The 23953-nt window shown below is 70.5% G+C and carries 24 protein-coding genes and 1 rRNA gene; 16 read left to right on the top strand and 9 right to left on the bottom strand.

Going from position 1 to position 23953, the window contains the following annotated elements:
- From rrf to ACIGXO_RS20435, 10 genes are all read left to right on the top strand, one after another.
- Positions 1–92, top strand: a 5S ribosomal RNA gene (gene rrf / locus ACIGXO_RS20480); the annotation flags it as partial.
- A gap of 98 nt (positions 93–190) precedes the next feature.
- A complete protein-coding gene (locus ACIGXO_RS20475; protein WP_399788444.1) occupies positions 191–835 on the top strand; it encodes an HAD family hydrolase in 645 nt (214 codons plus the stop codon).
- Between the two features lie 114 nt (positions 836–949).
- Positions 950–2230 (top strand): MFS transporter, encoded by a 1281-nt coding sequence (locus ACIGXO_RS20470; protein ID WP_399788441.1) that lies wholly within the window; start codon positions 950–952, stop codon positions 2228–2230.
- On the top strand, positions 2181–3356 hold the full coding sequence (locus tag ACIGXO_RS20465) for an acetoin utilization protein AcuC (protein ID WP_399788438.1): 1176 nt from the start codon (positions 2181–2183) through the stop codon (positions 3354–3356). The genes ACIGXO_RS20470 and ACIGXO_RS20465 overlap by 50 nt, the downstream gene beginning before the upstream one ends.
- Before the next feature lie 495 nt (positions 3357–3851).
- Positions 3852–4667: a phosphatase gene (locus tag ACIGXO_RS20460; protein ID WP_399788436.1), complete on the top strand. Its 816-nt coding sequence runs from the start codon at positions 3852–3854 to the stop codon at positions 4665–4667.
- A 128-nt stretch (positions 4668–4795) separates the two neighbouring features.
- Positions 4796–5005: a helix-turn-helix domain-containing protein gene (locus ACIGXO_RS20455; protein ID WP_014144137.1), complete on the top strand. Its 210-nt coding sequence runs from the start codon at positions 4796–4798 to the stop codon at positions 5003–5005.
- Between the two features lie 163 nt (positions 5006–5168).
- Complete coding sequence (locus tag ACIGXO_RS20450; protein ID WP_003948845.1) at positions 5169–5267, top strand: 30S ribosomal protein bS22; 99 nt, start codon at positions 5169–5171, stop codon at positions 5265–5267.
- Between the two features lie 359 nt (positions 5268–5626).
- Positions 5627–6676, top strand: a complete 1050-nt coding sequence (locus ACIGXO_RS20445) for an NAD-dependent epimerase/dehydratase family protein (protein ID WP_399788432.1) — start codon at positions 5627–5629, stop codon at positions 6674–6676.
- Positions 6677–6690: 14 nt separating this feature from the next.
- The gene (locus tag ACIGXO_RS20440; protein WP_399788430.1) at positions 6691–7695 is read left to right on the top strand and encodes a lysophospholipid acyltransferase family protein; all 1005 of its coding nucleotides are present in this window, start codon (positions 6691–6693) and stop codon (positions 7693–7695) included.
- A 91-nt stretch (positions 7696–7786) separates the two neighbouring features.
- On the top strand, positions 7787–8764 hold the full coding sequence (locus ACIGXO_RS20435; protein WP_399788427.1) for an aldo/keto reductase: 978 nt from the start codon (positions 7787–7789) through the stop codon (positions 8762–8764).
- Between the two features lie 165 nt (positions 8765–8929).
- Here the strand turns inward: ACIGXO_RS20435 and ACIGXO_RS20430 are convergent, their stop codons facing one another.
- The 4 genes from ACIGXO_RS20430 to ACIGXO_RS20415 all read right to left on the bottom strand — a co-directional run bounded on the left by ACIGXO_RS20430 (position 8930) and on the right by ACIGXO_RS20415 (position 13228).
- A complete protein-coding gene (locus ACIGXO_RS20430; RefSeq protein WP_399788423.1) occupies positions 8930–10132 on the bottom strand; it encodes a DUF5667 domain-containing protein in 1203 nt (400 codons plus the stop codon).
- 313 nt (positions 10133–10445) lie between these two features.
- Positions 10446–11240 (bottom strand): ECF subfamily RNA polymerase sigma factor, BldN family, encoded by a 795-nt coding sequence (locus ACIGXO_RS20425; RefSeq protein WP_399788420.1) that lies wholly within the window; start codon positions 11238–11240, stop codon positions 10446–10448.
- Positions 11241–11779: 539 nt separating this feature from the next.
- Positions 11780–12688: an HAD family hydrolase gene (locus ACIGXO_RS20420; protein ID WP_399788528.1), complete on the bottom strand. Its 909-nt coding sequence runs from the start codon at positions 12686–12688 to the stop codon at positions 11780–11782.
- A 261-nt stretch (positions 12689–12949) separates the two neighbouring features.
- Positions 12950–13228, bottom strand: coding sequence for a glutaredoxin family protein (locus ACIGXO_RS20415; RefSeq protein ID WP_399788417.1), 279 nt, complete (start codon positions 13226–13228; stop codon positions 12950–12952).
- Between the two features lie 385 nt (positions 13229–13613).
- Here ACIGXO_RS20415 and ACIGXO_RS20410 point away from each other — a divergent pair, with 385 nt between their 5' ends.
- Genes ACIGXO_RS20410 through hemB form a run of 5 tightly spaced genes read left to right on the top strand, consistent with a single transcriptional unit; the run spans position 13614 to position 19438 of the window.
- Entirely contained in the window at positions 13614–14393 is a 780-nt protein-coding gene (locus ACIGXO_RS20410) for a redox-sensing transcriptional repressor Rex (protein ID WP_223736026.1), read from the top strand.
- The gene (locus ACIGXO_RS20405) at positions 14390–15838 is read left to right on the top strand and encodes a glutamyl-tRNA reductase (RefSeq protein ID WP_399788414.1); all 1449 of its coding nucleotides are present in this window, start codon (positions 14390–14392) and stop codon (positions 15836–15838) included. The genes ACIGXO_RS20410 and ACIGXO_RS20405 overlap by 4 nt, the downstream gene beginning before the upstream one ends.
- Positions 15835–16803 (top strand): hydroxymethylbilane synthase, encoded by a 969-nt coding sequence (hemC, locus tag ACIGXO_RS20400; protein WP_399788411.1) that lies wholly within the window; start codon positions 15835–15837, stop codon positions 16801–16803. The genes ACIGXO_RS20405 and hemC overlap by 4 nt, the downstream gene beginning before the upstream one ends.
- Positions 16800–18449 carry a uroporphyrinogen-III synthase gene (locus ACIGXO_RS20395; RefSeq protein ID WP_399788408.1) on the top strand — a complete coding sequence of 550 codons (1650 nt, stop codon included), beginning with the start codon at positions 16800–16802 and terminating at the stop codon, positions 18447–18449. Before hemC ends, ACIGXO_RS20395 begins: the two co-directional genes overlap by 4 nt.
- Positions 18446–19438: a porphobilinogen synthase gene (gene hemB, locus ACIGXO_RS20390; RefSeq protein ID WP_399788405.1), complete on the top strand. Its 993-nt coding sequence runs from the start codon at positions 18446–18448 to the stop codon at positions 19436–19438. Before ACIGXO_RS20395 ends, hemB begins: the two co-directional genes overlap by 4 nt.
- A 65-nt stretch (positions 19439–19503) precedes the next feature.
- Here the strand turns inward: hemB and ACIGXO_RS20385 are convergent, their stop codons facing one another.
- Genes ACIGXO_RS20385 through ACIGXO_RS20375 form a run of 3 tightly spaced genes read right to left on the bottom strand, consistent with a single transcriptional unit; the run spans position 19504 to position 20744 of the window.
- Positions 19504–19695 (bottom strand): DUF1059 domain-containing protein, encoded by a 192-nt coding sequence (locus tag ACIGXO_RS20385; RefSeq protein WP_399788402.1) that lies wholly within the window; start codon positions 19693–19695, stop codon positions 19504–19506.
- 15 nt (positions 19696–19710) lie between these two features.
- The gene (locus ACIGXO_RS20380; RefSeq protein ID WP_399788399.1) at positions 19711–19917 is read right to left on the bottom strand and encodes a DUF397 domain-containing protein; all 207 of its coding nucleotides are present in this window, start codon (positions 19915–19917) and stop codon (positions 19711–19713) included.
- A complete protein-coding gene (locus ACIGXO_RS20375) occupies positions 19914–20744 on the bottom strand; it encodes a helix-turn-helix domain-containing protein (RefSeq protein WP_399788397.1) in 831 nt (276 codons plus the stop codon). The genes ACIGXO_RS20380 and ACIGXO_RS20375 overlap by 4 nt, the downstream gene beginning before the upstream one ends.
- Before the next feature lie 162 nt (positions 20745–20906).
- Between ACIGXO_RS20375 and ACIGXO_RS20370 the strand changes: the two genes are divergently transcribed.
- Complete coding sequence (locus ACIGXO_RS20370; protein WP_399788395.1) at positions 20907–21257, top strand: ATP-binding protein; 351 nt, start codon at positions 20907–20909, stop codon at positions 21255–21257.
- On the opposite strand, the gene ACIGXO_RS20365 is transcribed toward ACIGXO_RS20370, so the two are convergent.
- Together ACIGXO_RS20365 and argS are read right to left on the bottom strand one after the other, a co-directional pair.
- Positions 21250–21954, bottom strand: coding sequence for a DUF6882 domain-containing protein (locus tag ACIGXO_RS20365; protein ID WP_399788392.1), 705 nt, complete (start codon positions 21952–21954; stop codon positions 21250–21252). The genes ACIGXO_RS20370 and ACIGXO_RS20365 overlap by 8 nt on opposite strands.
- Before the next feature lie 108 nt (positions 21955–22062).
- Positions 22063–23820, bottom strand: coding sequence for an arginine--tRNA ligase (gene argS, locus ACIGXO_RS20360; protein WP_399788388.1), 1758 nt, complete (start codon positions 23818–23820; stop codon positions 22063–22065).
- Positions 23821–23953: the final 133 nt, after the last annotated feature.

Here is a 23953-nt window from a genome sequence, read left to right as displayed (position 1 = left end):
CGCCCGGTTACATTTCGAACCCGGAAGCTAAGCCTTTCAGCGCCGATGGTACTGCAGGGGGGACCCTGTGGGAGAGTAGGACGCCGCCGAACAATCATTGTGGGAAAGCCCCGCACCGTATGGTGCGGGGCTTTTCTGCGTTTGGGGTTCGTCACTCCCATCCCACTTGTCTGCGTTTAAGGTCTCTCCCATGCGATACGACCTGGTCATCTTCGACAACGACGGTGTACTCGTCGACAGTGAGCCGATCTCCAATACGATCCTGGCCGGCTACCTCACCGAGCTCGGGCATCCGACGACATACGAAGAGTCCATCCGGGACTACATGGGTGCCGCGATACACCGGGTGCACGACCTCGTCGCCGAGCGGACCGGGCAGCGGCTGCCGGCGGATTTCGATGCCACCTTCCATGCCCGGGTTTTCGCCGCTTTCGAGCAGGAGCTGACGCCTGTCACCGGAGTACCGGAACTGCTGGAGAAACTGGCCGCGGCCTCCACCCCGTACTGCGTCGCGTCCTCCGGGAGCCATGAGCGGATCAGGGTGGGGCACCGGAAGACCGGGCTCGACCGCTGGTTCGGGGACGAACGCATCTTCAGCTCGGAGGACGTGGGGCGCGGCAAGCCGGCGCCCGATCTCTTTCTGCACGCGGCGGAGAAGATGGGCGTCGCCCCCGAGCGGTGCGCGGTCATCGAGGACAGCCCGCTGGGCGTGCGGGCGGCTATCGCGGCCGGCATGGACGTGTACGGCTTCACGGCCATGACGCCGGCCGATCGGCTGACGGGCGCGACCGCGCTCTTCACCGACATGGCGAAGCTCCCGGATCTCCTCGGCTGATGCGACTTGTGTGAAGCGATTTCGCTCGATGCGACTCGCGCGATGCGATTCGCTCGATGCGTCTTGTGTGATTCATCTACCCATCGGTAGCGGCGAGTTCTACGCTGTCCCGCCATGACCGCCCCCTCCGCCCCAGAGCTCGGCCCCGAGCTCACCCCTGAGCCTCGCCTCCGGCACGGCCGGGCCGCGCTCGCCCTGAGCTTCTTCGTCCAAGGGGCGGTCTTCGCGCTGCTCGTGACGCGCATACCGGCGATCCAGGACCGGTACGGGATCTCCGACGCGCTGCTGCCCGCCTTCCTCGCCGCCGTCCCCGTACTGGCCGGCGTGGGCAGCGTGGCGACCGAGCGCCTGGTGAAACGGGTACGGCCCGGGCTCGTGCTCCGATGCGTACAGCCGGTGGTGTGCCTGGCGCTGGTGGGCGTGGCGGCCGGGAGCGGACTGGCTCAGGTGGCCGTGGCCCTCGGGGTGTTCGGGCTGGCGGTCGGGGCGCTGGACGCCTCGATGAACATGCTCGGGGTGAGCCTGCAGCGCGCCTACGGGCGCAGCATCATGCTCGGCTTCCACGCGGCGTACAGCCTCGGCGGCATCGTGGGCGCCTCGCTTGCCTGGGTGGGCGCGCACGGGGAGCTGCCGCTGGTGGCGCTGTACGGACCGGTTACCGCGGTCGCCGTCCCGGCCGTGCTGATCGCCGGCCGCTGGTACGTCGACCAGGAGCGCGGCCCGACGGCCGCCGGCGCCGCCGCTCCCACCTCCCCCTCCATGCGACTTCTCCTCCCCCTCTGCCTCGTCATGGCCTTCGCGTACATCGGGGACTCGACGGTCTCCAACTGGAGCGCGAAGTACCTGCAGGACGTGCTGGGGAGTTCGGAGCAGCTGGCGACCGTGCCGTACAACGTGTACATGGTCACCACGCTGCTTGGGCGGACCGTCGGTGACCTGGGGGTGCGGAGGTTCGGGCCGGTCGCGGTGGTGCGGACGGGGGCCGTGGTGGCGGCCGCGGGGTTCGCGGTGGTGGCCGCGGCGCCCGGCGCGTGGCCGGGGATGGCCGGGTTCACGCTGCTGGGCCTGGGGCTGTGCGTGATCGTGCCGCAGACGTTCGCGGCGGCGGGCCGACAGGCGTACGAGGCGCATGGTCCGGCGGGCGGTCCGGAAGCGTCGGATGCGGCCGTCGCACGACTGAATATCTTCAACTATGTGGGCTTTCTGGTGGGTTCGCCGCTCGTGGGGGCGGTGGGTGACGCCTGGAGTTACCGCGGGGCGATGCTGGTGCCGATGGTGCTCGTCCTGGTGACACTGGTGTATGCCCCATCGTTCGGCACGGGCCGGGCCCGATACGGTGGCGGACATGAGCGGCCGCGCACAGCTGATGTGGGACGAGGCAGTAACGGGCTATGACTTCGGGCCCGGTCATCCGATGGACCCGGTGCGGCTCGCGCTGACCATGCGGCTGGTCCAGGCGTACGGCCTCGACCGCGCGCCGGTGCAGGTGGCGGCCGCCAAGGCGGCGGGCCTGTCCACGCTGCGCCTGGTGCACCGCGAGGACTACATCGACGCGGTAAAGCGGGCCTCGGCCGACCCGAAGGCCGCTGAGGCGGCGTACGGGCTCGGTACCGAGGACGACCCGGCGTTCGCGGGCATGCACGAGGCGTCGGCGCTGATCGCCGGGCAGTCGGTGGGCGCGGCGGAGGCGGTGTGGCGCGGGGACGCGCTGCACGCGGTGAACTTCACCGGCGGGCTGCACCACGCGATGCCGGGCGGCGCGGCCGGTTTCTGCATCTACAACGACGCGGCGCTGGCGATCGCGCGCCTTCTGGAGCTGGGCGCGCGCCGGGTGGTGTACGTCGACGTGGACGTGCATCACGGGGACGGTGTGCAGGCCGCGTTCTGGGAGGACCCGCGGGTCCTGACGATCTCGCTGCACGAGCATCCGCGCACGCTCTTCCCGCAGACCGGCTGGCCGGAGGAGACCGGTGCCGAGGGCGCGGAGGGCAGCGCGGTGAACGTGGCGCTGCCGGCCGGTACGGGCGACGCGGGCTGGCTGCGGGCTTTCCACGCGGTGGTGCCGGAGCTGGTGGCCGGATTCGGGCCCGACGTGATCGTCACGCAGCACGGCGCCGACACCCATTTCGAGGACCCGCTGGCGCACTTGGCGGTGAGCCTGGACGCGCAGCGCGCGGTGGCCGAGACCTGTCACGAGCTGGCGCACGCGCACTGCGAGGGGCGCTGGGTGGCGCTCGGGGGCGGTGGTTACGCGGTGGTCGACGTGGTGCCGCGCACCTGGACGCACCTGGTGGCGATCGCGGCGGGGCAGCCGCTGGACCCGGCGACGGAGATCCCGGAGGAGTGGCGGCAGGAGGTGTACCGGCTGACGCGCCAGCCGGGGCCGCGGCGGATGACGGACGGGCGGGAGCCGGTGTTCCGGGACTTCGCGGACAGCGGGTACGACCCGGCGGACCGGCTGGACCAGGCGATCCTCGCGACCCGCCGCGCGGTGTTCCCGGCTCATGGGCTGCTGCCGTAAACCCACGGGCTGCTGGCGTAGCGGGGTTTGAGGCGGGGACGGGCCGCATACAGAAGCGCTGCTGACGGCCCCCACTCAACCCATACCCATGGGGCGGGAGGGGGCATGCGCGGGGGCGGGGGCGAACGTCAGCGGTGGGGCGCCGGGGTGGCACGCGAGGTTCGGGGTGGCACGCGAAGCCCGGGGCCGAGCGCGAACGCCGGGGTCGGACGTCAGTGGCGGAACGCCGGGGTGGCACGCGAAGCCTTGGACGGAACGCCGGTGGTGGAGCGCCGGGGCCGAACGCGAACGCCGAGGCGGAACGCGAACGCCGGGGCCGAGCGCAGACGTCGGGGTCGAACGCGAACGCCGGGACCGAGCGCGGACGTCGAACGTGGACGTCGGGGGCGGACGGTAGTGGCTGGACGGTGGGATGGCGCGGTTGGGGTGACACGGAGGTGTGATTACTGGGCGGTTCGGGCATGTGGGTTGGGGCAGGGCGTCACGATGGGCGGCGTGTTGAGCAGTGCCGCGCTGCGGGCGCATCTGGTCGGAGCACGGCTCGCGGGGTCGATCGCGACCTCGCGGGAGAAGAGCTTGAACCGCTACCGCCTCTTCGCGGCCGGCGACCCACGGGTGCTGATCGGTCTGGAGCCCGCGGGGGACTGGTCCGTCGGCGATCTGCTCGGGCTCATGGGAGACAGGTGCGGGGTTTCAGCCGATCCTGCGCATATTTCTGGCACGGATGTGATCGACCCGGACCGGACCGTGGCGGCGCTGAACGCGTTCGCCGACCGGCTCGGTGAGGCGGCCGGCGAACGCTCGCCGGTACTGATCGGCACGGGCCATCCGGACCGCCTCACCGGCTTTTACGGCGGTCTGGCAGACGCTTTGTCGGCGGCGGGATGCCCCGTCCTCACCCCTGCGTACGGCACGAGTATCGACATAATGACCCGGTTTGGGGTACGTACGTACAACCTTGCGTACGTACGGGGAGTCGCGCGGATGCGCGAACCCGGCGTGCGGGGGGACCCCGGGGAGCTAGGGGTCCACACGCACTCTCCCCTCCCGGTTCGTAGGGCCCTTGGTGCTGCCGCAGACGCCGCCGGACCCCTTCCCGAGCTCGTGATCGGGGACCACGGATGGGTCTGCGGAGCAGGTCAGCTGGGCTTTGAGGCCATCGGCCTGGCGGATACTGACGATCCGGCGCTGTTCGTCGGGCAGGCGGAGGGGCGGGTGTCCGTCGTAGTTCCGCTTGATGACGCTGTGCGGTCTGATTACTACCGACCGCTTACTCGCTATGTACTCAATCGAGCGTGTCTGTCACAGTAGGCGGCCGACGGCTACTCCTCTTCCCCACTCGCATCACCCGCCCCTAACCTGGGGAGTGAGCGCATAGCGACGAAGAGTCACCGGAGGGGAAGCCGGTGCCCGTCATGTGCGGAAGGACCAGGTGTGTCATGGCTGCAGACCAGAGGCCTCTGAATGAGGTCGTGTTCCTTACTGTGGCGGAAGTTGCCACAGTGATGCGAGTGTCGAAGATGACCGTGTACCGCTTGGTGCACAGCGGTCATCTGCCCGCGATCCGAGTGGGGAGGTCGTTCCGGGTTCCGGAGCAGGCGGTCCACGACTACCTCCGCGAGTCCTATGTGGGGGTGGAATCGGCCTGACGGGGGCCCATGAGGTCCCGCTGCGGGCCTGGTGAGGCCGTATGGAGGCCACGGAAGACCCTCGGATTACGCCGTACGCTCGGCGCCGGGTAGGCTGGCCCGATGTAGGTAGTGTGGGCTCGGACGCCCCGCACCGAGTGATTCGAAGTGAGCGAGGGTAGTCGTGGGCTCTGTTATCAAGAAGCGGCGCAAGCGGATGGCCAAGAAGAAGCACCGCAAGCTGCTCAAGCGCACCCGTGTTCAGCGTCGCAACAAGAAGTAAGCGACACTGAAGCGCGTTACCGCAGCCCCCCACCGCATTGGTGGGGGGCTGTGGTGCGTTCGGGGGCGGTGGTGCGTTCGGGGGCGGACGAGCCCGGAGGGCACACAGGCCGGGAATGGACCGAGCCCGGAACGGCGCGGGCTCGGAACGGCACGGATGCCCGGAAGCCGGGTACTCGTCGGAGCGCCACGGCGAAAGCCCTCAGGACGGGCCCCCGCACAGGACCGGACCAGGCCGAAACACGGCCGGTGGCGGCCACAAGTCATCCCAGTGCAACACCGACCGGATAGCGTGGGCCGCCACATCTCGGCACGTGCGGGGGGCGTGCGGGGGACGACGGTGGGAAGGAAGGGCTGATCTTGGGCAAGGTCGTGCTCGTCACGGGAGCCGCACGTCAGCTGGGCGGCCGTTATGTTCGCCGGCTCCAGCGCGATCCCGACGTCGACCGGGTGATCGGCGTCGACGCCGTGCCGCCCGAGCACCACCTCGGCGGCGCCGAGTTCCTGAAGGCCGACATCAGACATCCGGCCATTGCCAAGGTCCTCGCCGAAACGGGCGTGGACACGGTCGTACACATGGACATCCACGGCACCCCGCTCGGTTCCCGCGGCGGCCGCTCGGCGGCCAAGGAAACCAACGTCATCGGGACGATGCAGCTGCTGGGCGCGTGCCAGAAGGCACCGCACGTCAAGCGGCTGGTCGTGAAGTCCTCCGCGAGTGTGTACGGCTCCGCACCCCGGGACCCGGCGGTCTTCACCGAGACCACCAGCCCCAAGTCCCTGCCCAGCGGCGGCTTCGCGAAGGACGTCGTCGAGGTCGAGGGGTACGTACGGGGCTTCGCCCGGCGGCGGCCGGACGTCGCGGTGTGCGTGCTGCGCTTCGCGAACATCCTCGGGCCGTGCGCGGACTCCCCGCTCGCGGAGTACTTCTCGCTGCCCGTGCTGCCCACCGTCCTCGGGTACGACCCGCGGCTGCAGTTCGTGCACGAGGAGGACGCGATCGAGGCGCTGCGCATCGCGACCGCCGAGCCGCGCCGGGGCACGCTGAACAGCGGTACGTTCAACATCGCGGGCGACGGCGTGCTGCTGCTCTCGCAGTGCTCGCGGCGCCTCGGCCGGCCCACGCTGCCGCTGCTGCTGCCGACGGTCACCTGGGCGGGCTCGATGCTGCGCTCGCTCGGCATCACCGACTTCTCGCCGGAGCAGATCCGGATGCTCACGCACGGCCGGGTCGTCAGGACGACCCAGATGCGCGAGACACTGGGGTTTGAACCGGCGTACACCACGGCCGAGACCTTCGCGGAGTTCGCCCGCAGCCGAGGTCCCGGCCTGCTGCCGCCCGAGAAGGTCTCCCGTACCGTCGACCGGCTCGCCGCGCTGCTGCCCGCAGCCAGTGCCCAGACCCAGTGAGGAGTTCACCCACGATGGCGGACGCCAAGGTCATTCCGTTCGGCGACGAGCCGCGCGCGCGGAGAAGGGCCAAGCGGTCGGGGAGCGCGGCACGCAGCGCGGGCCTGACGCCCGTGCCGCCGCCGCGCCAGGACGAGCCGGAGCCCGCGGCGCCCGGGGACGGCCACGAGGAACGGGGCAGTTCCTGGGAGCAGCGGATCGCCGGCGGCCTCAACTTCCTGCGCAGACGGCTCACCGGTGAGTACGAGGTCGACGACTTCGGGTACGACGAGGAGCTCACCGACCAGGTCATGATGTCCGCGCTGCGGCCCCTGTACGAGAAGTACTTCCGGGTCGAGGTGAAGGGCGTCGAGAACATCCCCGACAAGGGCGGGGCGCTGATCGTCGCCAACCACTCGGGAACGCTGCCGCTGGACGGCCTGATGCTCCAGGTCGCGATCCACGACCAGCATCCGGCGGGCCGTCATCTGCGGCTGCTGGCGGCCGATCTGGTCTTCATGCTGCCGGTGGTCAACGAGCTGGCGCGGAAGGCCGGGCACACGCTGGCCTGCACGGAGGACGCCGAGCGGCTGCTGGAGCGCGGCGAGGTGGTCGGCGTCATGCCGGAGGGCTTCAAGGGGGTCGGGAAGCCCTTCTCGGACCGGTACCGGCTGCAGCGCTTCGGGCGCGGCGGCTTCGTGTCGACCGCGCTGAAGGCCGGGGTGCCGATCGTGCCGTGCTCGATCGTGGGCGCGGAGGAGATCTACCCGATGATCGGGAACGCCAGGACGCTGGCGCGGCTGCTGGGTTTCCCGTACTTCCCGATCACGCCGACGTTCCCGTGGCTGGGGCCGCTGGGCGCGGTGCCGCTGCCGACGAAGTGGACCATCCAGTTCGGCGAGCCGATTCCGACGGACGGGTATCCGGCGGAGGCGGCGGACGACCCGATGCTGATGTTCAACCTCACGGACCAGGTGCGCGAAACGATTCAGCACACGCTCTACAAGCTGCTCGTGCAACGTCGTTCGGTCTTCTTCTGAGGCCATGGCCGCCGGGTGACGGCCGGATGACGGCCCTGATGAGGGATGCCCCGTGTGCTGTCGGGGCATCCCGGCGCGACAGAATCGGATCATGTCCATCACCCAGTACGTGAAGCTCGGCTCCACCGGCCTGGACGTCTCCCGCCTCTGCCTCGGCTGCATGACCTACGGCGTCCCCGACCGCGGCCCGCACCCCTGGACGCTCGACGCGGACCAGGCCCGCCCGCTGATCCGGCAGGCAATCGAGTCAGGGATCAACTTCTTCGACACCGCCAACGTCTACTCCGACGGGACCAGCGAGGAGATCGTCGGCAAGGCGCTCGCCGATTTCGCGCGGCGCGACGAGATCGTGCTCGCGACCAAGGTCAACGGCCGGATGCGGCCGGGCCCGAACGGCGCGGGGCTGTCCCGCAAGGCGATCATGACCGAGATCGACCACAGCCTGCGCCGGCTCGGCACCGACTACGTCGACCTCTACCAGATCCACCGCTGGGACCCGCGTACTCCCATCGAGGAGACCATGGAGGCCCTGCACGACGTGGTGCGGGCGGGCAAGGCCCGGTACATCGGCGCCAGTTCCATGTACGCGTGGCAGTTCGCCAAGGCCCAGTACACCGCCGAGCGGAACGGCTGGACCCGCTTCGTCTCCATGCAGAACCACTACAACCTCCTCTACCGCGAGGAGGAGCGCGAGATGCTGCCGCTCTGCGCGGACCAGGGCGTGGGCGTGCTGCCCTGGAGCCCGCTCGCCCGCGGCCGGCTGACCCGGGACTGGGACGCGACCAGCCGGCGCGCGCAGACCGATGAGTTCGGCAAGACGCTGTACCAGGAGGGCGACCGGGAGATCGTCGACGCGGTGGGCACCCTCGCCGCGGAGCGCGGCGTGCCGCGCGCGCAGATCGCGCTCGCCTGGCTGCTGCACCAGCGGCCGGTGACCGCGCCGATCGTCGGCGCCTCGAAGCCGCAGCACCTCGAGGACGCACTGGCCGCGCTGGAGCTGCGGCTCACGGATGAGGAGATCGGGCGGCTCGAACAGCCGTATACGGCGCGGCCGGTCAGCGGGCACTGAGAGTTCGTGTACGGCCGGTCAGCGGGCCCCTGAGCGCCGCCTGCCCGGCCCGTACGGCCCGTACGGGCACATGCGACGGCGCCCGGTGTTCTTCTGGAGGGAAGGACCGGAAGAACACCGGGCGCCGCCGGGCCAACGGAGGCGCGCACTGACCGCCGCGCGCCGCTAGTCGTCCTGGCCGTCGACGCCGAGCCCCGGGAGCAGGTCCGGGAGCAGCGGCGGGATCGTGACGTCGGGCTCGGCGGGGCCGTCGCTCTTGTGCCCGCCGTCCGAGGGGGAGGCGCTGTCCTTGGCGGGCGGGTCGAGCAGACCGCCGGTGTTCCCGCCGAGCAGGCCGTCGTCCTTGGACGGGGAGGAGGACGGGCGGGGCGAGGGGGAGTCGTGCTTCTTGCCGCTCGCGGACGGGCTGCCGGAGCGGGACGGCGCCGTCGAGTGCTCCTCGGCCGTGCTGTCCGAGGCGGACGGAGCGCCGTGCCGGGCGCCCTTGTCCGCCTTCTTCGGCAGCAGCGGGCGCAGCGGCCCGACCTCCTCGTCTATGGCGTCGAAGACCGAGCTGACGTCCTGGGAGACGTCGGCGAGCTGCACCGGCAGCCGGTCGCGCAGCTGTGCCCAGCCCTCGCGGTGCGAGGCGGTGAAGGAGTCCAGCGCCTGGATGGCGCCGAGCGACCCGTCCCGCTCGTACGCGTCGTGCAGCAGGCGGTGGCCCGTGCCCGCGTCCTCCGTGACGCCCGCCAGCGACCTGCGGACCTCGGAGAGGGTCTCGTGCGCCAGCGGACCGGACTTGAGCCGCTCCATCAGCCGGCGGGCCTCCTGCATCCGGCTGCCCGCCTGGTCGAGGTAGAGCCGGCCGCGGTCGGAGTCGTCCTCGGCCATGCCGAGCTTGAGGTCCTCCATGCCGCGCTTGAGGCCGTACAGCGAATCACCGGGCAGCGCTTCGGAGCTGGCGGCCGCCACTCCGCTGAACGCGCCCGCGGCCACCCCGACCGTCAGCCCGCCGGCGGCGAGTCTCCTGGACAGCCGGGACCGCGGGCGCAGCCGGCCGAGCGACTTGGCGGCGCGGTGCGCGCCTCGCACGCCGCGCTGCTGTGGCACCTTCGCGCCGTCGGAGGGTGCGCCGCCTTCGGCGAAGGCGGCTTCCATCGCGGCGATGAGCTGCGCGCGCTGGACCGTGCGCGCTTCCGGGTCCAGCGTGGGCCTGGGGAGCTCCTCCAGGCCGCCGGCCACTGCCAGCAGCCGTGCCGTTTCGGGCTCCGCCGGCTCCTGACCCGGTGTGTCGATCTGCTCATCGGCCGCGCCCTGGAGGTCCTGATCCTCCAGCGCCTGGGCGAAGGCGTGAGCCCGCCGGTGCGCCGATACGTTCGCGATCACGGGCGGCACCTCCTCTCATCATCCCGCTCGACTCCCCGGACTGGCTTGACGATCCAGCAGGGCCGGAAGGCTGCACACCCTGCGCGCAACCACTCGATCGAGTGAGTGGCCGCGGGCATGGCGTGTCCGCAGGGAGCCTGCATTCCGCACAACGAGCGGCGAGGTACTCGGGTTACGCCCCCACGATGATGTGACGGACCGGTACCGCGCGATGGCTGAAAGTGATGGCCTGGTCAGGGCTTGGCGGCACAATAAGAGTGGTGTGGGGGACGGATGTTCGGGGAGAGCGGCCCGAGGAGGGGAGCGGACGACGTCAGCGGGCGTCGTCCGGCAGCAGCCGCGCGAGGGTCCGGACAGCGCGGTACTGGAGGGTCTTGATCGCTCCTTCGTTCTTGCCCATGACGCGGGCGGTCTCGGCGACCGACAGCCCTTGGAGGAACCGGAGCGTGACGCATTCCTGCTGCTGGGGGTTGAGTTTGCGGACGGCTTCGAGGAGGGCGGCGTTGGACAGGGATTCAAGGACGGAGTCCTCGGGGCTGCGCTCGACCTCGTTGGCGTCGAGCATCTCGCCCGTGGTCACCTCCAGGCGGAAGCGCGAGGACTTGAAGTGGTCGGCGACGAGGTTGCGCGCGATGGTCACCAGCCAGGCGCCGAAGTCCCGGCCCTGCCAGGTGAAGGTGCCGATCCGGCGCAGTGCGCGCAGGAACGTCTCGCTGGTCAGGTCCTCGGCGGTGGCCCGGCCGCCGACGCGGTAATAGATGTAGCGGTAGACCGTGTCGGCGTACTGGTCGTAGAGCCGGCCGAAGGCGTCGGCCTCGCCCGCCTGGGCCCGTTCGACGAGCTCCATCATGCGGCGGCTGTCGCTGTCGGCGGGGCGGCGGGCGGTGGTCGTGCCACTGCGGCGCGTACGGCTGCCGGCGGACCGTGCGCCGACGGCGGTCCTGGCGTCCGCCAGGGCGTAGCAGGGGCGGGCGGGTCCTGCGGCAGGGGCGGGTGTGGCGAGGGCGGGGACGGTGTACGCGGTGGGGACAAAACTGCGCAGGTGGTCGACGAGCGTCGTACGCAGCGTAGCCAGGCCCGAGGCGTCAACCCCGACGTGTGGGTACACGGGACTCCCAGAGGCAGAGCTTCCATCACGTGCAGTGCGGGACCGTTCACCCGCGGTAGGGGCTTATGGGTTCCGGTTTGCGTCTGAGGAGAATAACGCTTCGTACAGGCAGCGCTACACCCAGTTGCTCAAATCGTCGATTCCGTCTGGTCTGTTACGTATTTCTGGTCGATCAAGTATCAGATGTTGAACAGGTATTGATCGGAAAGTGACGGGATCTGCCTGGTTGAAGGGCGTGTTGTGGCGCACCGGGCGTCGGGCGACTCCGCGCCGACCGGTGGGGTATGAAGAAGGTTTGCCCTGCACACAGCGGTACGAGTGTTCGTACGGGGCGTGCGGAAGCACCCTTGGGAGTGGTGCTGCGAAGGGCAGCGCGAAAAAACTGGCGCACGCCGTCGATGTGATCATCGGTGGGCGGCGCGTTCCCCGCCCTTTCGGTGACGGTGTGTAACGCGCACCCCTCCACTGGAAGTTGGGCGGGCTTCCGGTTATAGGGCTTTGCCGGTGCCTCTTGCGATGTCCCGCCCGCGTGTCCGCCGCTACCGGCGCCGGCGCTGCAGGGCCACCGCGGCCGCCGCGCCGCCCGCCACGGCGCCCACCCCGGCCGCCGCCGGAATGCCGATCTTGGCCGCCTTGCGGCCCGTCCGGTAGTCGCGCAGCCGCCAGCCCTGCTCGCGCGCGTGCTTGCGCAGCCGGGTGTCGGGGTTGATCGCGTAGGGGTGGCCGACGAGCGAGAGCATCGGGATGTCGTTGGCGGAGTCGCTGTACGCGGCGCAGCGCGAGAGGTCCAGGCCCTCGGCCATGGCCAGCGCCCGTACGGCCTCGGCCTTGGCGGGCCCGTGCAGCGGCTCGCCGACCAGCTTGCCCGTGTAGACCCCGCCGACGGACTCGGCGACCGTGCCGAGCGCGCCGGTCAGGCCGAGCCGGCGGGCGATGATCGTGGCGGTCTCCACGGGCGCCGCGGTCACCAGCCACACCTTCTGGCCCGCGTCCAGGTGCGCCTGGGCGAGCGCGCGGGTGCCCGGCCAGACCCGTTCGGCCATGTACTCGTCGTAGATCTCCTCGCCTATGGTCATCAGCTCGGAGACGCGGTGGCCCTTGACGATGGAGAGGGCGCTGTTGCGCACGTCCTCCATGTGCTCGGGGTTCTCCGAGCCGGCCAGCCGGAAGTACGCCTGCTGCCAGACGAAGCGGGCGAGGTCGCGCTTGTGGAAGAAGTGCCGCTTGTAGAGGCCGCGCCCGAAGTGGTAGATCGCGGCGCCCTGCATGACGGTGTTGTCGAGGTCGAAGAAGGCGGCCGCCTTGTCGTCGCCGACGACCGGGAAGTCCGGCTCGGCGTCCTCGGTTTCGCTGTCGGCGGCCGCCGCGGCGGCTTCCGCCGCGGCCTGGGCCTCGGCTTCCTGGGAACTCTTGCGGGCGGCCTCGGCCGCCGCCTCGCCGGCCAGCACGCTGCGCGCGGTGGCGGGGCGCCGGTGACGGGTGAACCACCCCGTCACTAGGGACGGGATGCCCGTGACGAGGGACGCATTGAAGGGGCTCCTGCCGGGGCGGTGCTCGGGCGAGGGGTCGGCCATACGGCGAGCATAGCCAGTTTGTTCGGTGGCCCTGGTTACGCAGGCATGTCAGGCAGGTACGGGGCTGCCGACGGTCGCGTTACGGCCACAGTGCGTGGCCCCGGCGCGCCCTTCCGCGGGCCCGGGAGATCCCCGCTAGGCGCCCAGCGCCTTGCGCAGCCGCTGCGGGTCGACGCGCCAGAAGTCGTGCTGCGCGCCGTCGACGAGGATGACCGGAATCTGCTCCCAGTATTTGCGGTAGAGCTCTGCGTCCTCGGTGATGTCCTGCTTCTCCCAGGAGGCGCCGGTCTCGGCGCAGACCGCCTCGATCACCTTCTGTGCGTCGTCGCACAAATGGCAGCCCGGCTTGCCGATGAGCGTGACCGTGTGGTCGGCGGGGTTCTTGCGCGGGGTGCGGCGGAGAAGCGGGGCCATGCCGCCATTGTGCCCCTGCCGGGCCCGTCCGTACCCGTGCCACCAGCTCAAGAGCGCCTATGACGGCCGTCACGAGCCTTCGGCCGCGGCGGTGGTTTCCCTTACCATCGATGGGCGATTTGGCGGTGTACGGGGGTAAAACAGCAAGGAAGGTGGCGGCGTGCTCCCGTTCACGGTGCTGCGTTATCCACGCGAAGCGTGTGAACGGAGTGACGCAGGATGCGGTTCCGCGAATTGCCGCAATAAGTGCGTGACACCGGTCACGTTGACGGGACAAAGCGGACACCATCTTTGTGCACGCGTTCACAAAGACATAGCCTGCTATCGACAGGGCGGTCTTGAGACATTTGGCCGTCCAAAGCCCCGCTCTACCCGCAGGAGCACCGTGGCAACTGGCCGAACTCACCGACCGGCGACCCGAAGCCGAGGGATCCCCGAGGCCACCGTCGCCCGGCTTCCGCTGTATCTGCGTGCACTGACCGCGCTCTCGGAGCGTTCGGTCCCCACGGTCTCCTCCGAGGAACTGGCCGCAGCGGCGGGGGTCAATTCTGCCAAGCTGCGCAAGGACTTCTCGTACCTGGGCTCCTACGGCACCCGCGGCGTGGGCTACGACGTGGAGTACCTCGTCTACCAGATCTCGCGGGAGCTCGGCCTCACGCAGGACTGGCCGGTTGTGATCGTCGGTATCGGTAACCTCGGCGCCGCGCTCGCCAACTACGGCGGCTTCGCCTCCCGCGGCTTCCGCGTCGCGGCCCTGATCGACGCCGACCCGGCGATGGCCGGCAAGCCCGTCGCGGGCATCGCCGTCCAGCACACCGATGAGCTCGAGAAGATCATCACCGACAACGGCGTCTCGATCGGCGTGATCGCGACCCCCGCGGGCGCCGCCCAGCAGGTCTGCGACCGCCTCGTCGCCGCCGGCGTCACCTCCATCCTGAACTTCGCGCCGACCGTGCTGTCCGTCCCCGAAGGGGTCGACGTGCGCAAGGTCGACCTGTCGATAGAGCTGCAGATCCTCGCCTTCCACGAGCAGCGGAAGGCCGGCGAGGAGGCCAGCAGCCAGGACGCGGCGCAGCCCGCGACCACGCCGGTGCGCCCGGCGCCCGCCGATGACTCCGACCGCAAGGGACCTGACGGGGACGTGCCCGCCGTGATGCCGGCATGAGTCTCCTTGTTGTCGGCCTTTCGCATCGCAGTGCACCGGTCAGCATCCTGGAGCGGGCCGCGCTGGCCCCCGACTCCCGCGGCAAGCTGCTGCAGGACGTCGTGTCGGCCGAGCCGGCCGCCGAGTCGGCCGTGCTCTCGACCTGCAACCGCATCGAGCTCTACGCCGACGTGGACAAGTTCCACGCCGGTGTGGCCGAGCTGTCCACGCTGCTCGCCCAGCACAGCGGCGTCAGCCTGGACGAGCTCACGCCGTACCTCTACGTCCACTACGAGGACCGCGCCGTCCACCACCTGCTGTCCGTGGCCTGCGGCCTGGACTCCATGGTCGTCGGCGAGGGCCAGATCCTCGGCCAGATCAAGGACGCGCTCGCCCTCGCGCAGGACCAGCACACCGCCGGGCGGCTGCTGAACGACCTGTTCCAGCAGGCCCTGCGGGTCGGCAAGCGCGCGCACAGCGAGACCGGCATCGACAAGGCCGGCCAGTCCCTGGTCACCTTCGGCCTGGAGCAGCTCGCGGGCGCGGCCGGCGGTCACGACGCGCACTGCGTCCTCACCGACGACGCCGTACCGGACGCCACGGCCCCGCTCGGTGCCCCGGGCGTGGACGCCTGGGCCCGCGGCAAGCGGGCCCTGGTCATCGGTGCGGGCTCGATGTCCTCGCTCGCGGCCGCCACCCTGGCGCGCGCGGGCGTGACCGAACTGGCCGTCGCCAACCGCACCCTGGAGCGCGCCGAGCGGCTGACCGAGATCCTCACGGAGCCGGGCAGCCCCGGGCGTGCCAACGGCCTCACCGCGCGCGCCGTCCCGATGTCCGAGGTACCGGCCGAGCTGGCCGCCGCCGACATCGCGATCTCGTGTACGGGGGCGACCGGACTCGTCCTCACCGGCGAGGCGGTCGCGGCGGCCGCGAAGGGCCGCGAGGACCGGGAACTGGCCCTGCTCGACCTGGCGATGCCGCGCGACATCGACGGCGCGGCCCACCGGATCGCGGGCGTCCACCTCGTCGACATCGAGTCGCTGGCCGACGCGTCCGCCGACGCCCCCATGGCGTCCGACGTGGACCAGGTACGCACCATCGTGTCCGAGGAGGTCGCGGCCTTCGGCGCGGCCCAGCGCGCTGCGACGATCACGCCGACCGTGGTGGCCCTGCGCACCATGGCCGCCGACGTGGTCGCCGCCGAGATCGCGCGGCTGGACGGCCGCCTCCCGGACCTGGACGACAAGCAGCGCGCGGAGATCAACCAGACCGTGCGCCGGGTCGTCGACAAGCTTCTGCACGCGCCCACCGTGCGGGTCAAGCAGCTCGCCAGCGAGCCCGGCGGTGCCGGGTACGCCGACGCGCTGACCAAGCTCTTCGATCTCGACCCCCAGACGGTCGCCGCCGTCAGCCGGGCCGACACGCGCGCGGACAGGCACGACACAGCACGGGAGCAGCGCTCATGACGCACCACGCATTGCGACTCGGGACACGGCGCAGCAAACTCGCCATGGCCCAGTCCGGACTCGTCGCCGAGGCGGTCCGCCAGGTCACCGGGCGGCCCGTCGAGCTGGTGGAGATCACCACGTACGGCGATGTCTCGCGCGAGCACCTGGCGCAGATCGGCGGTACGGGCGTCTTCGTCTCGGCGCTGCGCGACGCGCTGCTCGGCGGCGAGATCGACTTCGCCGTCCACTCGCTCAAGGACCTGCCGACCGCGCAGCCCGAGGGCCTGACCCTCGCGGCGATCCCGGTCCGCGAGGACCCGCGGGACGCGCTGATAGCCCGCGACGGCCTCACGTTCGAGCAGCTGCCCGACGGCGCACGGGTCGGTACCGGCTCGCCGCGCCGCATGGCGCAGCTGAACGCCTGGGCGCGGACGCTGGGCCGTCGTATCGAGACCGTGCCGATCCGCGGGAACATCGACACCCGCATCGGTTACGTCGAGAAGGGCGAGCTGGACGCGGTCGTACTGGCCGCTGCCGGGCTCAACCGTCTCGGCCGCATCGGCGAGGCGACGGAGCTCCTCTCGCCGGACACAGTTTTGCCCGCCCCCGGCCAAGGGGCGCTTGCGGTGGAGTGTGCCGCGACCAATGAGCACCTCGCCGCCCGGCTCGCCGAGCTCGACGACCCGTTCACCCGGGCCGCCGTGACCGCCGAGCGTTCCCTGCTCGCCGCCCTGGAGGCCGGCTGCTCCGCACCTGTGGGTGCGCTGGCCGATTTCCAGGCCGGCGAACGGGCTGTCACCGAAATGCGCCTGCGTGGCGTCGTCGGCACGACCGACGGCAGCGCGCTGGTGCAGCTGTCCACCACCGGACACGTACCCACCTCCCGCGACGACGTTTCTGTACCGGCGACCATGGGCCGTGAGCTCGCCGCCGAGATGCTCGCCAAGGGTGCGGCCGGTCTTATGGGGGAGCGAGCACTTTGAACCCCACCGCCCCTAACCACCCCGCCGTCGGCCAGGTCACCTTCCTCGGTGCCGGGCCGGGAGATCCGGGTCTGCTCACGCTGCGCGCCGTAGAGGCGCTGTCCCACGCGGACGTGCTGATCGCGGACCCGCAGGTGCTCGACGTCGTCCGCACGCATGCCCGGGCGAACGTGGACACACCGCTGCAGGCTTCAGCTGACGAGGCGTCAATCCCCGCCGATGTCCCCACGCTTCGGGACACGACCAATCTTGTCATGGGGGCCGCGCGCACCGGCAAGCGGGTCGTGCGTGCCGTGTCCGGAGACCCCGGCCTGGACGCCAATGTGGCCGAGGAGATGCTGGCCTGCGCCTCCGAGGGCATCGGCTTCGAGGTCGTGCCGGGCATCGCGGCAGCGGTCGGCGTGCCGGCCTACGCCGGTGTGCCGCTGCGCGACGCGCAGGGCACCGACGTCCGCTTCGTGGACGCCCGTACGGCCGACGACCGCTGCTGGTCCGAGGTCGGCGCGAGCGACGCGACCGCGGTCGTCTCCACCACCCTCGACTCGGTGGCCGCGGCCGCCGGCGAGCTGGTCGCGGCGGGCCGCAAGCCCGACACCCCGCTGACCGTCACGATCGCCGGTACGACCACCAAGCAGCGCACCTGGACCGCCACCCTGGGCACCATCGCGCAGACGCTGAAGGCCGCCAAGGTGCTGCCCTCGGCGGACGGCGGCCAGCCGGTCATAGCCGTGGTCGGCGAGCGCAGCGCCGCCGCGCAGCGGGACCAGCTCTCCTGGTTCGAGTCCAAGCCGCTGTTCGGCTGGAAGGTGCTCGTGCCGCGGACGAAGGAGCAGGCCGCCTCGCTCTCCGACCAGCTCGTCTCGTACGGCGCGGTGCCGCACGAGGTCCCGACGATCGCCGTCGAGCCGCCGCGTACGCCCCAGCAGATGGAGCGCGCGGTCAAGGGCCTGGTCACCGGGCGGTACGAGTGGATCGCCTTCACCTCGGTCAACGCGGTGAAGGCCGTCCGCGAGAAGTTCGAGGAGTACGGCCTGGACGCGCGCGCCTTCGCGGGCATCAAGGTCGCGGCCGTCGGCGAGCAGACCGCCAAGGCGCTGATCGCCTTCGGCGTGAAGCCGGATCTCGTTCCTTCCGGGGAGCAGTCCGCGGCGGGCCTCCTGGAGGACTGGCCGCCGTACGACCCGGTCTTCGACCCGATCGACCGCGTCTTCCTCCCCCGTGCCGACATCGCCACGGAGACCCTCGTCGCCGGGCTGATCGAGCTCGGCTGGGAGGTGGACGACGTCACCGCCTACCGCACCGTTCGTGCGTCGCCCCCGCCCGCCACGACCCGCGAGGCGATCAAGGGCGGCGGCTTCGACGCGGTACTTTTCACCTCGTCTTCGACGGTGCGGAACCTCGTCGGCATCGCCGGCAAGCCGCACAACGTGACCGTGATCGCCTGTATCGGCCCGGCCACCGCGAAGACCGCCGAGGAGCACGGGCTGCGCGTGGACGTCATGTCGCCCGAGCCCTCGGTGCACAAGTTGGCCGAAGCGCTCGCGGACTTCGGTACGGCCCGGCGCGCCGCCGCGATCGAGGCCGGTGACCCGGTCACCCGTCCGAGCGAGCGCCGGCCCGGATCGCGCAGGAGGGCTCGCAGTTGAGCAGTACGTACGGACGTTTCCCTGGTGCGCGGCCCCGCCGGCTGCGCACCACCCCGGCCATGCGCCGCATGGTCGCCGAGACCCGGCTCCACCCGGCGGACCTGATCCTTCCCGCGTTCGTCCGCGAGGGGATCTCCGAGCCGGTGCCGATCGGCTCGATGCCGGGCGTCGTCCAGCACACCCGTGACACCCTGCGGAAGGCGGCCGTCGACGCCGTCTCCGCGGGCGTCTCCGGGATCATGCTCTTCGGCGTCCCCGAGGACTCCAAGAAGGACGCGGCGGGCACGGCGGGCACGGACCCCGACGGCATCCTCCAGGTCGCGATCCGCGACGTGCGTGCCGAGGTCGGCGACGACCTGGTCATCATGTCCGACCTCTGCCTGGACGAGTTCACCGACCACGGCCACTGTGGCGTCCTGACGCCGGACGGCCGGGTGGACAACGACGCCACGCTGGAGCGGTACGCGGAGATGGCCCGCGTCCAGGCCGAGGCGGGCGTCCACACGGTCGGCCCCAGCGGCATGATGGACGGCCAGGTCCGGGTGATCCGCGAGGCGCTCGACGGCGCGGGCCACGAGGACGTCTCGATCCTCGCCTACACCGCGAAGTACGCCTCGGCCTTCTACGGCCCCTTCCGCGAAGCGGTGGGTTCGTCGCTGAAGGGCGACCGCAAGACGTACCAGCAGGACGGCGCCAACGCCCGCGAGTCCCTGCGCGAGCTGGCCCTCGACCTCGAAGAGGGCGCGGACATGGTCATGGTCAAGCCGGCCATGCCGTACCTCGACATCGTCCGGGATGTCGCGGAGTCCGTCGACGTCCCGGTCGCGGCGTACCAGATCTCCGGCGAGTACGCGATGATCGAAGCCGCCGCGGAAAAGGGCTGGATCGACCGCGACGCGGCGATCCTGGAGGCCCTGACCGGCATCAAGCGCGCGGGTGCGCAGAACATCCTGACGTACTGGGCGACGGAGGTCGCGCGCAACCTCTGAGTTCCGAGCGCTGAGCCCCCGCCGTCCACCTGGACGCGGGGGCTCTGTTCATTCAGTCCTCAGCCCTAGGCGTGCTGCGGCACCTCGTCCTTGAGCGACTCCCGGACCTGCCGACGCAGCTCCAGGCTGTCCGTGTGACCGTGCACGGACACAGCGTGCTCAGCGGCGGCACGGACGACCTCTTCCTCCTCGCCGGAAATGACAAGCGTGCAGTTCATTTCGCTGGGGTAATCCCGGCAATCGGCGACCTTGCGCATGACGCCACCACCTCCTCACCCCTCCAGTGTCGCCCCACGCGGGGCGCGCCGCACGCGCGCCGTGAAGGCCGACCAGGCGGCAGGGCTGACGGCCAGCTGTGGCCCGCCGGGGTTCTTGGAGTCCCGGATGTGGACGGTGGTGGGGGAGGTGGCGACCTCCACGCAGGCGCCGCCTTCACTGCCGCTGTAGCTGGACTTGAACCACTTCAGTGCGGCGTTCATAGATCTCCTAGCAGCTGGTCCAACAGGCCCTTGCTATCTCGGGGGTTGAGGGCCTGTGTCCGCAGCATCGCATACTTCATTGTCAGGATGCTGACCTCGTCCGGATGGGAGACGAATTGGCTGCCGCGTTGCGTTTCGGCGTAGGCGAGGTGCTCGTGGTCCGGGGTCTCCAGGAGGATGAACGGGCCGTCGAGGGCTGCGTGGGCATCGACGCCGAACGGCATGATCTGGAGGGACAGCCCGGGCAGATCGGCGCAGTTGCGCAAGTGCTGTAGCTGTTCCGCATAGACGCTGTCGCCGCCGAGTCGGTCCCTCAGCATGGCCTCGGAGATGACGAAGCTGGTCACGGGCGGCTGCTTCCGCTTCAGGATGTCCTGGCGCTCGATGCGTGCCGCGACCTGCTTTTCGATCTCGTCCTCGCTGAGTACGGGCACCCTGCTGCGGAAGACAGCCTGGGCGTATCGCGGGGTCTGGAGCAGGCCCGGGACGACCAGGATCTCGTACCAGGAGAGGCTGATCGCCTCCCGTTCGTGATCCATGTACTCCGCTGCCCACACCGGGAACTTCTCGATCTCCGGCATGTACTCGACGGCCACCGCCAGTACGCCCCGCGTTCCCAGTTCCAGGTCGATCCGATCGGCAAGATCAGGCTTCAGGGGCCGCCGTCCCTGCTCGATCGACGCGATCGTCTCCTCGCCGACGTTCAGGCGGTCGCTCAGCTCGCGCTGCGTGAGGCCGGACAGACGGCGGAACAGGGCCAGTTGGGCGCCTACGAGGCGCAGCGTCGTCGCGCTCTTCCGGCGACTGGGATGATTCCGGGGCTGCATGGGGACCCACTCCCACCATTTTCCGTGCCTCACGCGCGCAGAACCCGTACAGCGAATCTGTACGGGCTGACGTACTGCTTCAGCGTAGTTACACAGAGCAACCTGTGTGGCGTGAATGAGGATGGATTCCGGGAGCGCTTTTACCCGCGTACGCGCAGATCCGTGCCGGCGGCAAGGGAGTTCGCGCGCCGTGCGCTCGCCGACTGGGGCTTCGGTGAGGCGCGTACGCAGGACGCATTGCTGTGTGTGAGCGAGCTGGCGACCAACGCCGTGCGGCACGGCGTACCGCCGGGGCGCGGGTTCCGGCTCCGGCTCCTCCTGGCCGGTGAGGCCCTCGTACGGATCGAGGTGCACGACTCGGGGCCGGGGTGCCCGCGCGTCGCGGACCCGGCGGAGGACGGGGACGAGCGGGGGCGTGGCCTGCTGCTGGTCGAGGCCGTCGCAGACAAGTGGGGCGTCGCCGACCGGAACCCCGGCAAGATCGTCTGGTGTGAGGTCGCACCGGCTACGTAGCCGGGGACGTGGCGAAGTGGGCGTCGATCGCCGTGACGCGGCCCTGGGCGTCGAAGCGGATGCTGACCGGCGTGCCGTCCGGGAGGCCGACCCTGATGCCGTCCTCCGTCGGCTGCTGCGGCAGTCCGTGGCGCTCGAAGTAGCCCGTCACCACCTGCCGCTCCGAGCTCCCGAAGATGCCCGCGCCGGTCATCAGAATGCGGGGAAGGGTGACGGCGTCCGGTACATGGCGCGGGACCTGCGGGTCGTCCGGTACGAGGTAGAGCCGGGCCTCCGGGCTCGCCTGTACGCCGATGTAGCCCGTCGCGCCCAGCACGCTCATGGCGCCGAACGCAAGCGTCTCCGCGGCCATGCGCGGGTCCGGGGCACCGCCCAGGGGAACGAGCTCGTGCGTGAACTCGGGGACGCCGTTCTCGTGCCCGAACCGGCGCAGAGCGTGGGCCGCCCTGGCGACGGGAGCGTTGCCGAAGCCGGGGTTGGCCCAGCCCCACAGCCATGAGCTGTCTCTGACGTCCCAGGTGCCGAGGACCGATATGCGCAGGTCCTGGCCGCCCTGCCGATAGTGACACTGATCGAGATCCGCGCTCCAGTCGCCGGAGGGCAGGAAGGCGTTGAACGTTTCGAGCTGGTGCGCACCCCACGCGGCGTGCGGCTCGACGGTACGGACGAAGGCTTCACTGAATGCTGCGCTGCTCATCCTCCGACCCTACGGTCGGCCTGTACGCCCCGTGCAGCCCGCCCGGAACACAGCGGTGGCCGCCACCCCGAGGGGTGACGGCCACCGTCGCGTCGTGCCGCGGAGCGGTCAGAGGCGCTCGGGCGTCCGGATGCCCAGGAGGGCCATGCCCTGGTGCAGCGTGCGGGCGGTGAGGTCGCAGAGGAAGAGGCGGTTCTCGACCTGCTCGGGGGTGTCCGCCTTCAGGACCGGGCACTGGTCGTAGAAGGTCGTGTAGAGGGACGCGAGCTGGTAGAGGTACGCGGTCAGCTTGTGCGGCGCGTACTCCGCCGCGGCGTCCGCGACCGTCTCGCCGAACTGGTCCAGGTGCAGGCCCAGCGCCCGCTCGGCCGGGGCGAGCGCCAGCTCCGCGTGCGCGGCCGGCTTCGCGTCGCCCGCCTTGCGGAGGATGGACTTGATGCGGGCGTGCGCGTACTGGATGTAGACCGACGTGTCGCCGTTCAGCGACACCATCTGGTCGAGGTCGAACTTGTAGTCGCGGTTGGGGGAGGTGGAGAGGTCGGCGTACTTGACCGCGCCGATGCCGACCTGGGCGGCCCGCTCCTGGATCTCGTCCTCGGTGAGGTCCTGCGCCTTCTCGCGCACGACCTCGGCGGCCCGCTGCACCGCCTCGTCCAGCAGGTCCTCCAGGCGTACGGTCTCGCCCTCACGCGTCTTGAACGGCTTGCCGTCCGCGCCCAGCACCGTGCCGTAGGCCATGTTGTGCGCGGTGACGTCGTCGTTCAGCCAGCCCGCGCGCCGCGCCGTCTCGAAGACCATCTTGAAGTGCAGCGACTGGCGCACGTCCACGACGTACAGCAGCGTCGTCGCCCGCAGGTCGAGGACGCGGTTGCGGATCGCGGAGAGGTCGCTCGCCGCGTAGCCGAAGCCGCCGTCCGCCTTCTGCACGATCAGCGGGACCGGCTGGTCGTCCTTGCCCTTGATGTCGTCGAAGAAGACGACGAGCGCGCCCTCGGAGCGGACCGCGACGCCGGACTCCTCCAGCAGCCGGGCCGTCTCGGCCATCATGTCGTTGTACGCGGACTCGCCGACGATCTCGTCGTCCCGGATCTCCATGTCCAGCTTCTCGAAGACCGAGTAGAAGTAGACCTTCGACTCGTCCACGAACCGCTGCCAGAGGTCCAGGGTCTCCTTGTCGCCGGACTGGAGGGCGACGACCCGCTTGCGGGCCCGCTCCTTGAACTCCTCGTCCGCGTCGAAGACGGCGCGCGACGCCTTGTACACCCGGTTCAGGTTCGACATGGCCTGCTCGCCGTCGACCTCGTCGGCCGGGGCCAGCTCGCCGGGGTGCTCGATCAGGTACTGGATGAGCATGCCGAACTGGGTGCCCCAGTCGCCGATGTGGTGCCGGCCGACCGTCCGCTCGCCGGTGAAGTCGAGCATGCCGCGCAGCGCGTCGCCGATGACCGCCGAGCGCAGGTGGCCGACGTGCATCTCCTTCGCCACGTTCGGCTGCGCGTAGTCGATGACCGTGAGGCCCGGCTCGTCCTTCAGGGGCACGCCGAGCCGGTCGCCGTCGGCCGCCCGGGCCGCCAGTGTCTTCACGATCGCCTCGTCGGTGAGCGTGATGTTGAGGAAGCCGGGGCCCGAGACCTCGATGTCCTTGATCAGCTCGGGCGCCGAGATGCCCTCCACGACCTTCCCGGCCAGCTCACGGGGGTTCCCCTTGAGCTTCTTCGCGAGCGCGAGCATCCCGTTGGCCTGGAAGTCGGCCCGGTCGCTACGTCGCAGCAGCGGGTCCGCGGCGCCGGCCTCCGGCAGGGCTGCCGAGAGGGCGTCCGCGACGCGCTGATTGACCGTTGCGGCGAGAGAAGGGACCGAAGCCATGAAGTGCTGCCGTTCCGTTGGAGTGGACTGGAATCCCGTGGTGTAAAGGGTTTGCCAGTCAGTATCCCACGGCGGTTCCATTGATTTTTCATCTGGGAGAATGGAACGGCCAGGCCCATGACGGCGGGCCGCA

Source organism: Streptomyces sp. NPDC053542 (assembly GCF_044544685.1).
Lineage (GTDB): Bacteria > Actinomycetota > Actinomycetes > Streptomycetales > Streptomycetaceae > Streptomyces.
The sequence above is the reverse complement of the archived record's forward strand: the minus strand, read 5'-3'. Positions and strand labels throughout refer to the sequence as shown.

Coding starts and splice junctions, on each gene's coding strand:
- ACIGXO_RS20475 (WP_399788444.1), top strand. CDS start 191: ATGCGATACGACCTGGTCATCTTCGACAACGACGGTGTACTCGTCGAC.
- ACIGXO_RS20470 (WP_399788441.1), top strand. CDS start 950: ATGACCGCCCCCTCCGCCCCAGAGCTCGGCCCCGAGCTCACCCCTGAG.
- ACIGXO_RS20465 (WP_399788438.1), top strand. CDS start 2,181: ATGAGCGGCCGCGCACAGCTGATGTGGGACGAGGCAGTAACGGGCTAT.
- ACIGXO_RS20455 (WP_014144137.1), top strand. CDS start 4,796: ATGGCTGCAGACCAGAGGCCTCTGAATGAGGTCGTGTTCCTTACTGTG.
- ACIGXO_RS20440 (WP_399788430.1), top strand. CDS start 6,691: ATGGCGGACGCCAAGGTCATTCCGTTCGGCGACGAGCCGCGCGCGCGG.
- ACIGXO_RS20435 (WP_399788427.1), top strand. CDS start 7,787: ATGTCCATCACCCAGTACGTGAAGCTCGGCTCCACCGGCCTGGACGTC.
- ACIGXO_RS20415 (WP_399788417.1), bottom strand. CDS start 13,228: ATGGCCCCGCTTCTCCGCCGCACCCCGCGCAAGAACCCCGCCGACCAC.
- ACIGXO_RS20405 (WP_399788414.1), top strand. CDS start 14,390: ATGAGTCTCCTTGTTGTCGGCCTTTCGCATCGCAGTGCACCGGTCAGC.
- hemC (WP_399788411.1), top strand. CDS start 15,835: ATGACGCACCACGCATTGCGACTCGGGACACGGCGCAGCAAACTCGCC.
- ACIGXO_RS20385 (WP_399788402.1), bottom strand. CDS start 19,695: ATGCGCAAGGTCGCCGATTGCCGGGATTACCCCAGCGAAATGAACTGC.
- ACIGXO_RS20380 (WP_399788399.1), bottom strand. CDS start 19,917: ATGAACGCCGCACTGAAGTGGTTCAAGTCCAGCTACAGCGGCAGTGAA.
- ACIGXO_RS20375 (WP_399788397.1), bottom strand. CDS start 20,744: ATGCAGCCCCGGAATCATCCCAGTCGCCGGAAGAGCGCGACGACGCTG.
- ACIGXO_RS20365 (WP_399788392.1), bottom strand. CDS start 21,954: ATGAGCAGCGCAGCATTCAGTGAAGCCTTCGTCCGTACCGTCGAGCCG.
- argS (WP_399788388.1), bottom strand. CDS start 23,820: ATGGCTTCGGTCCCTTCTCTCGCCGCAACGGTCAATCAGCGCGTCGCG.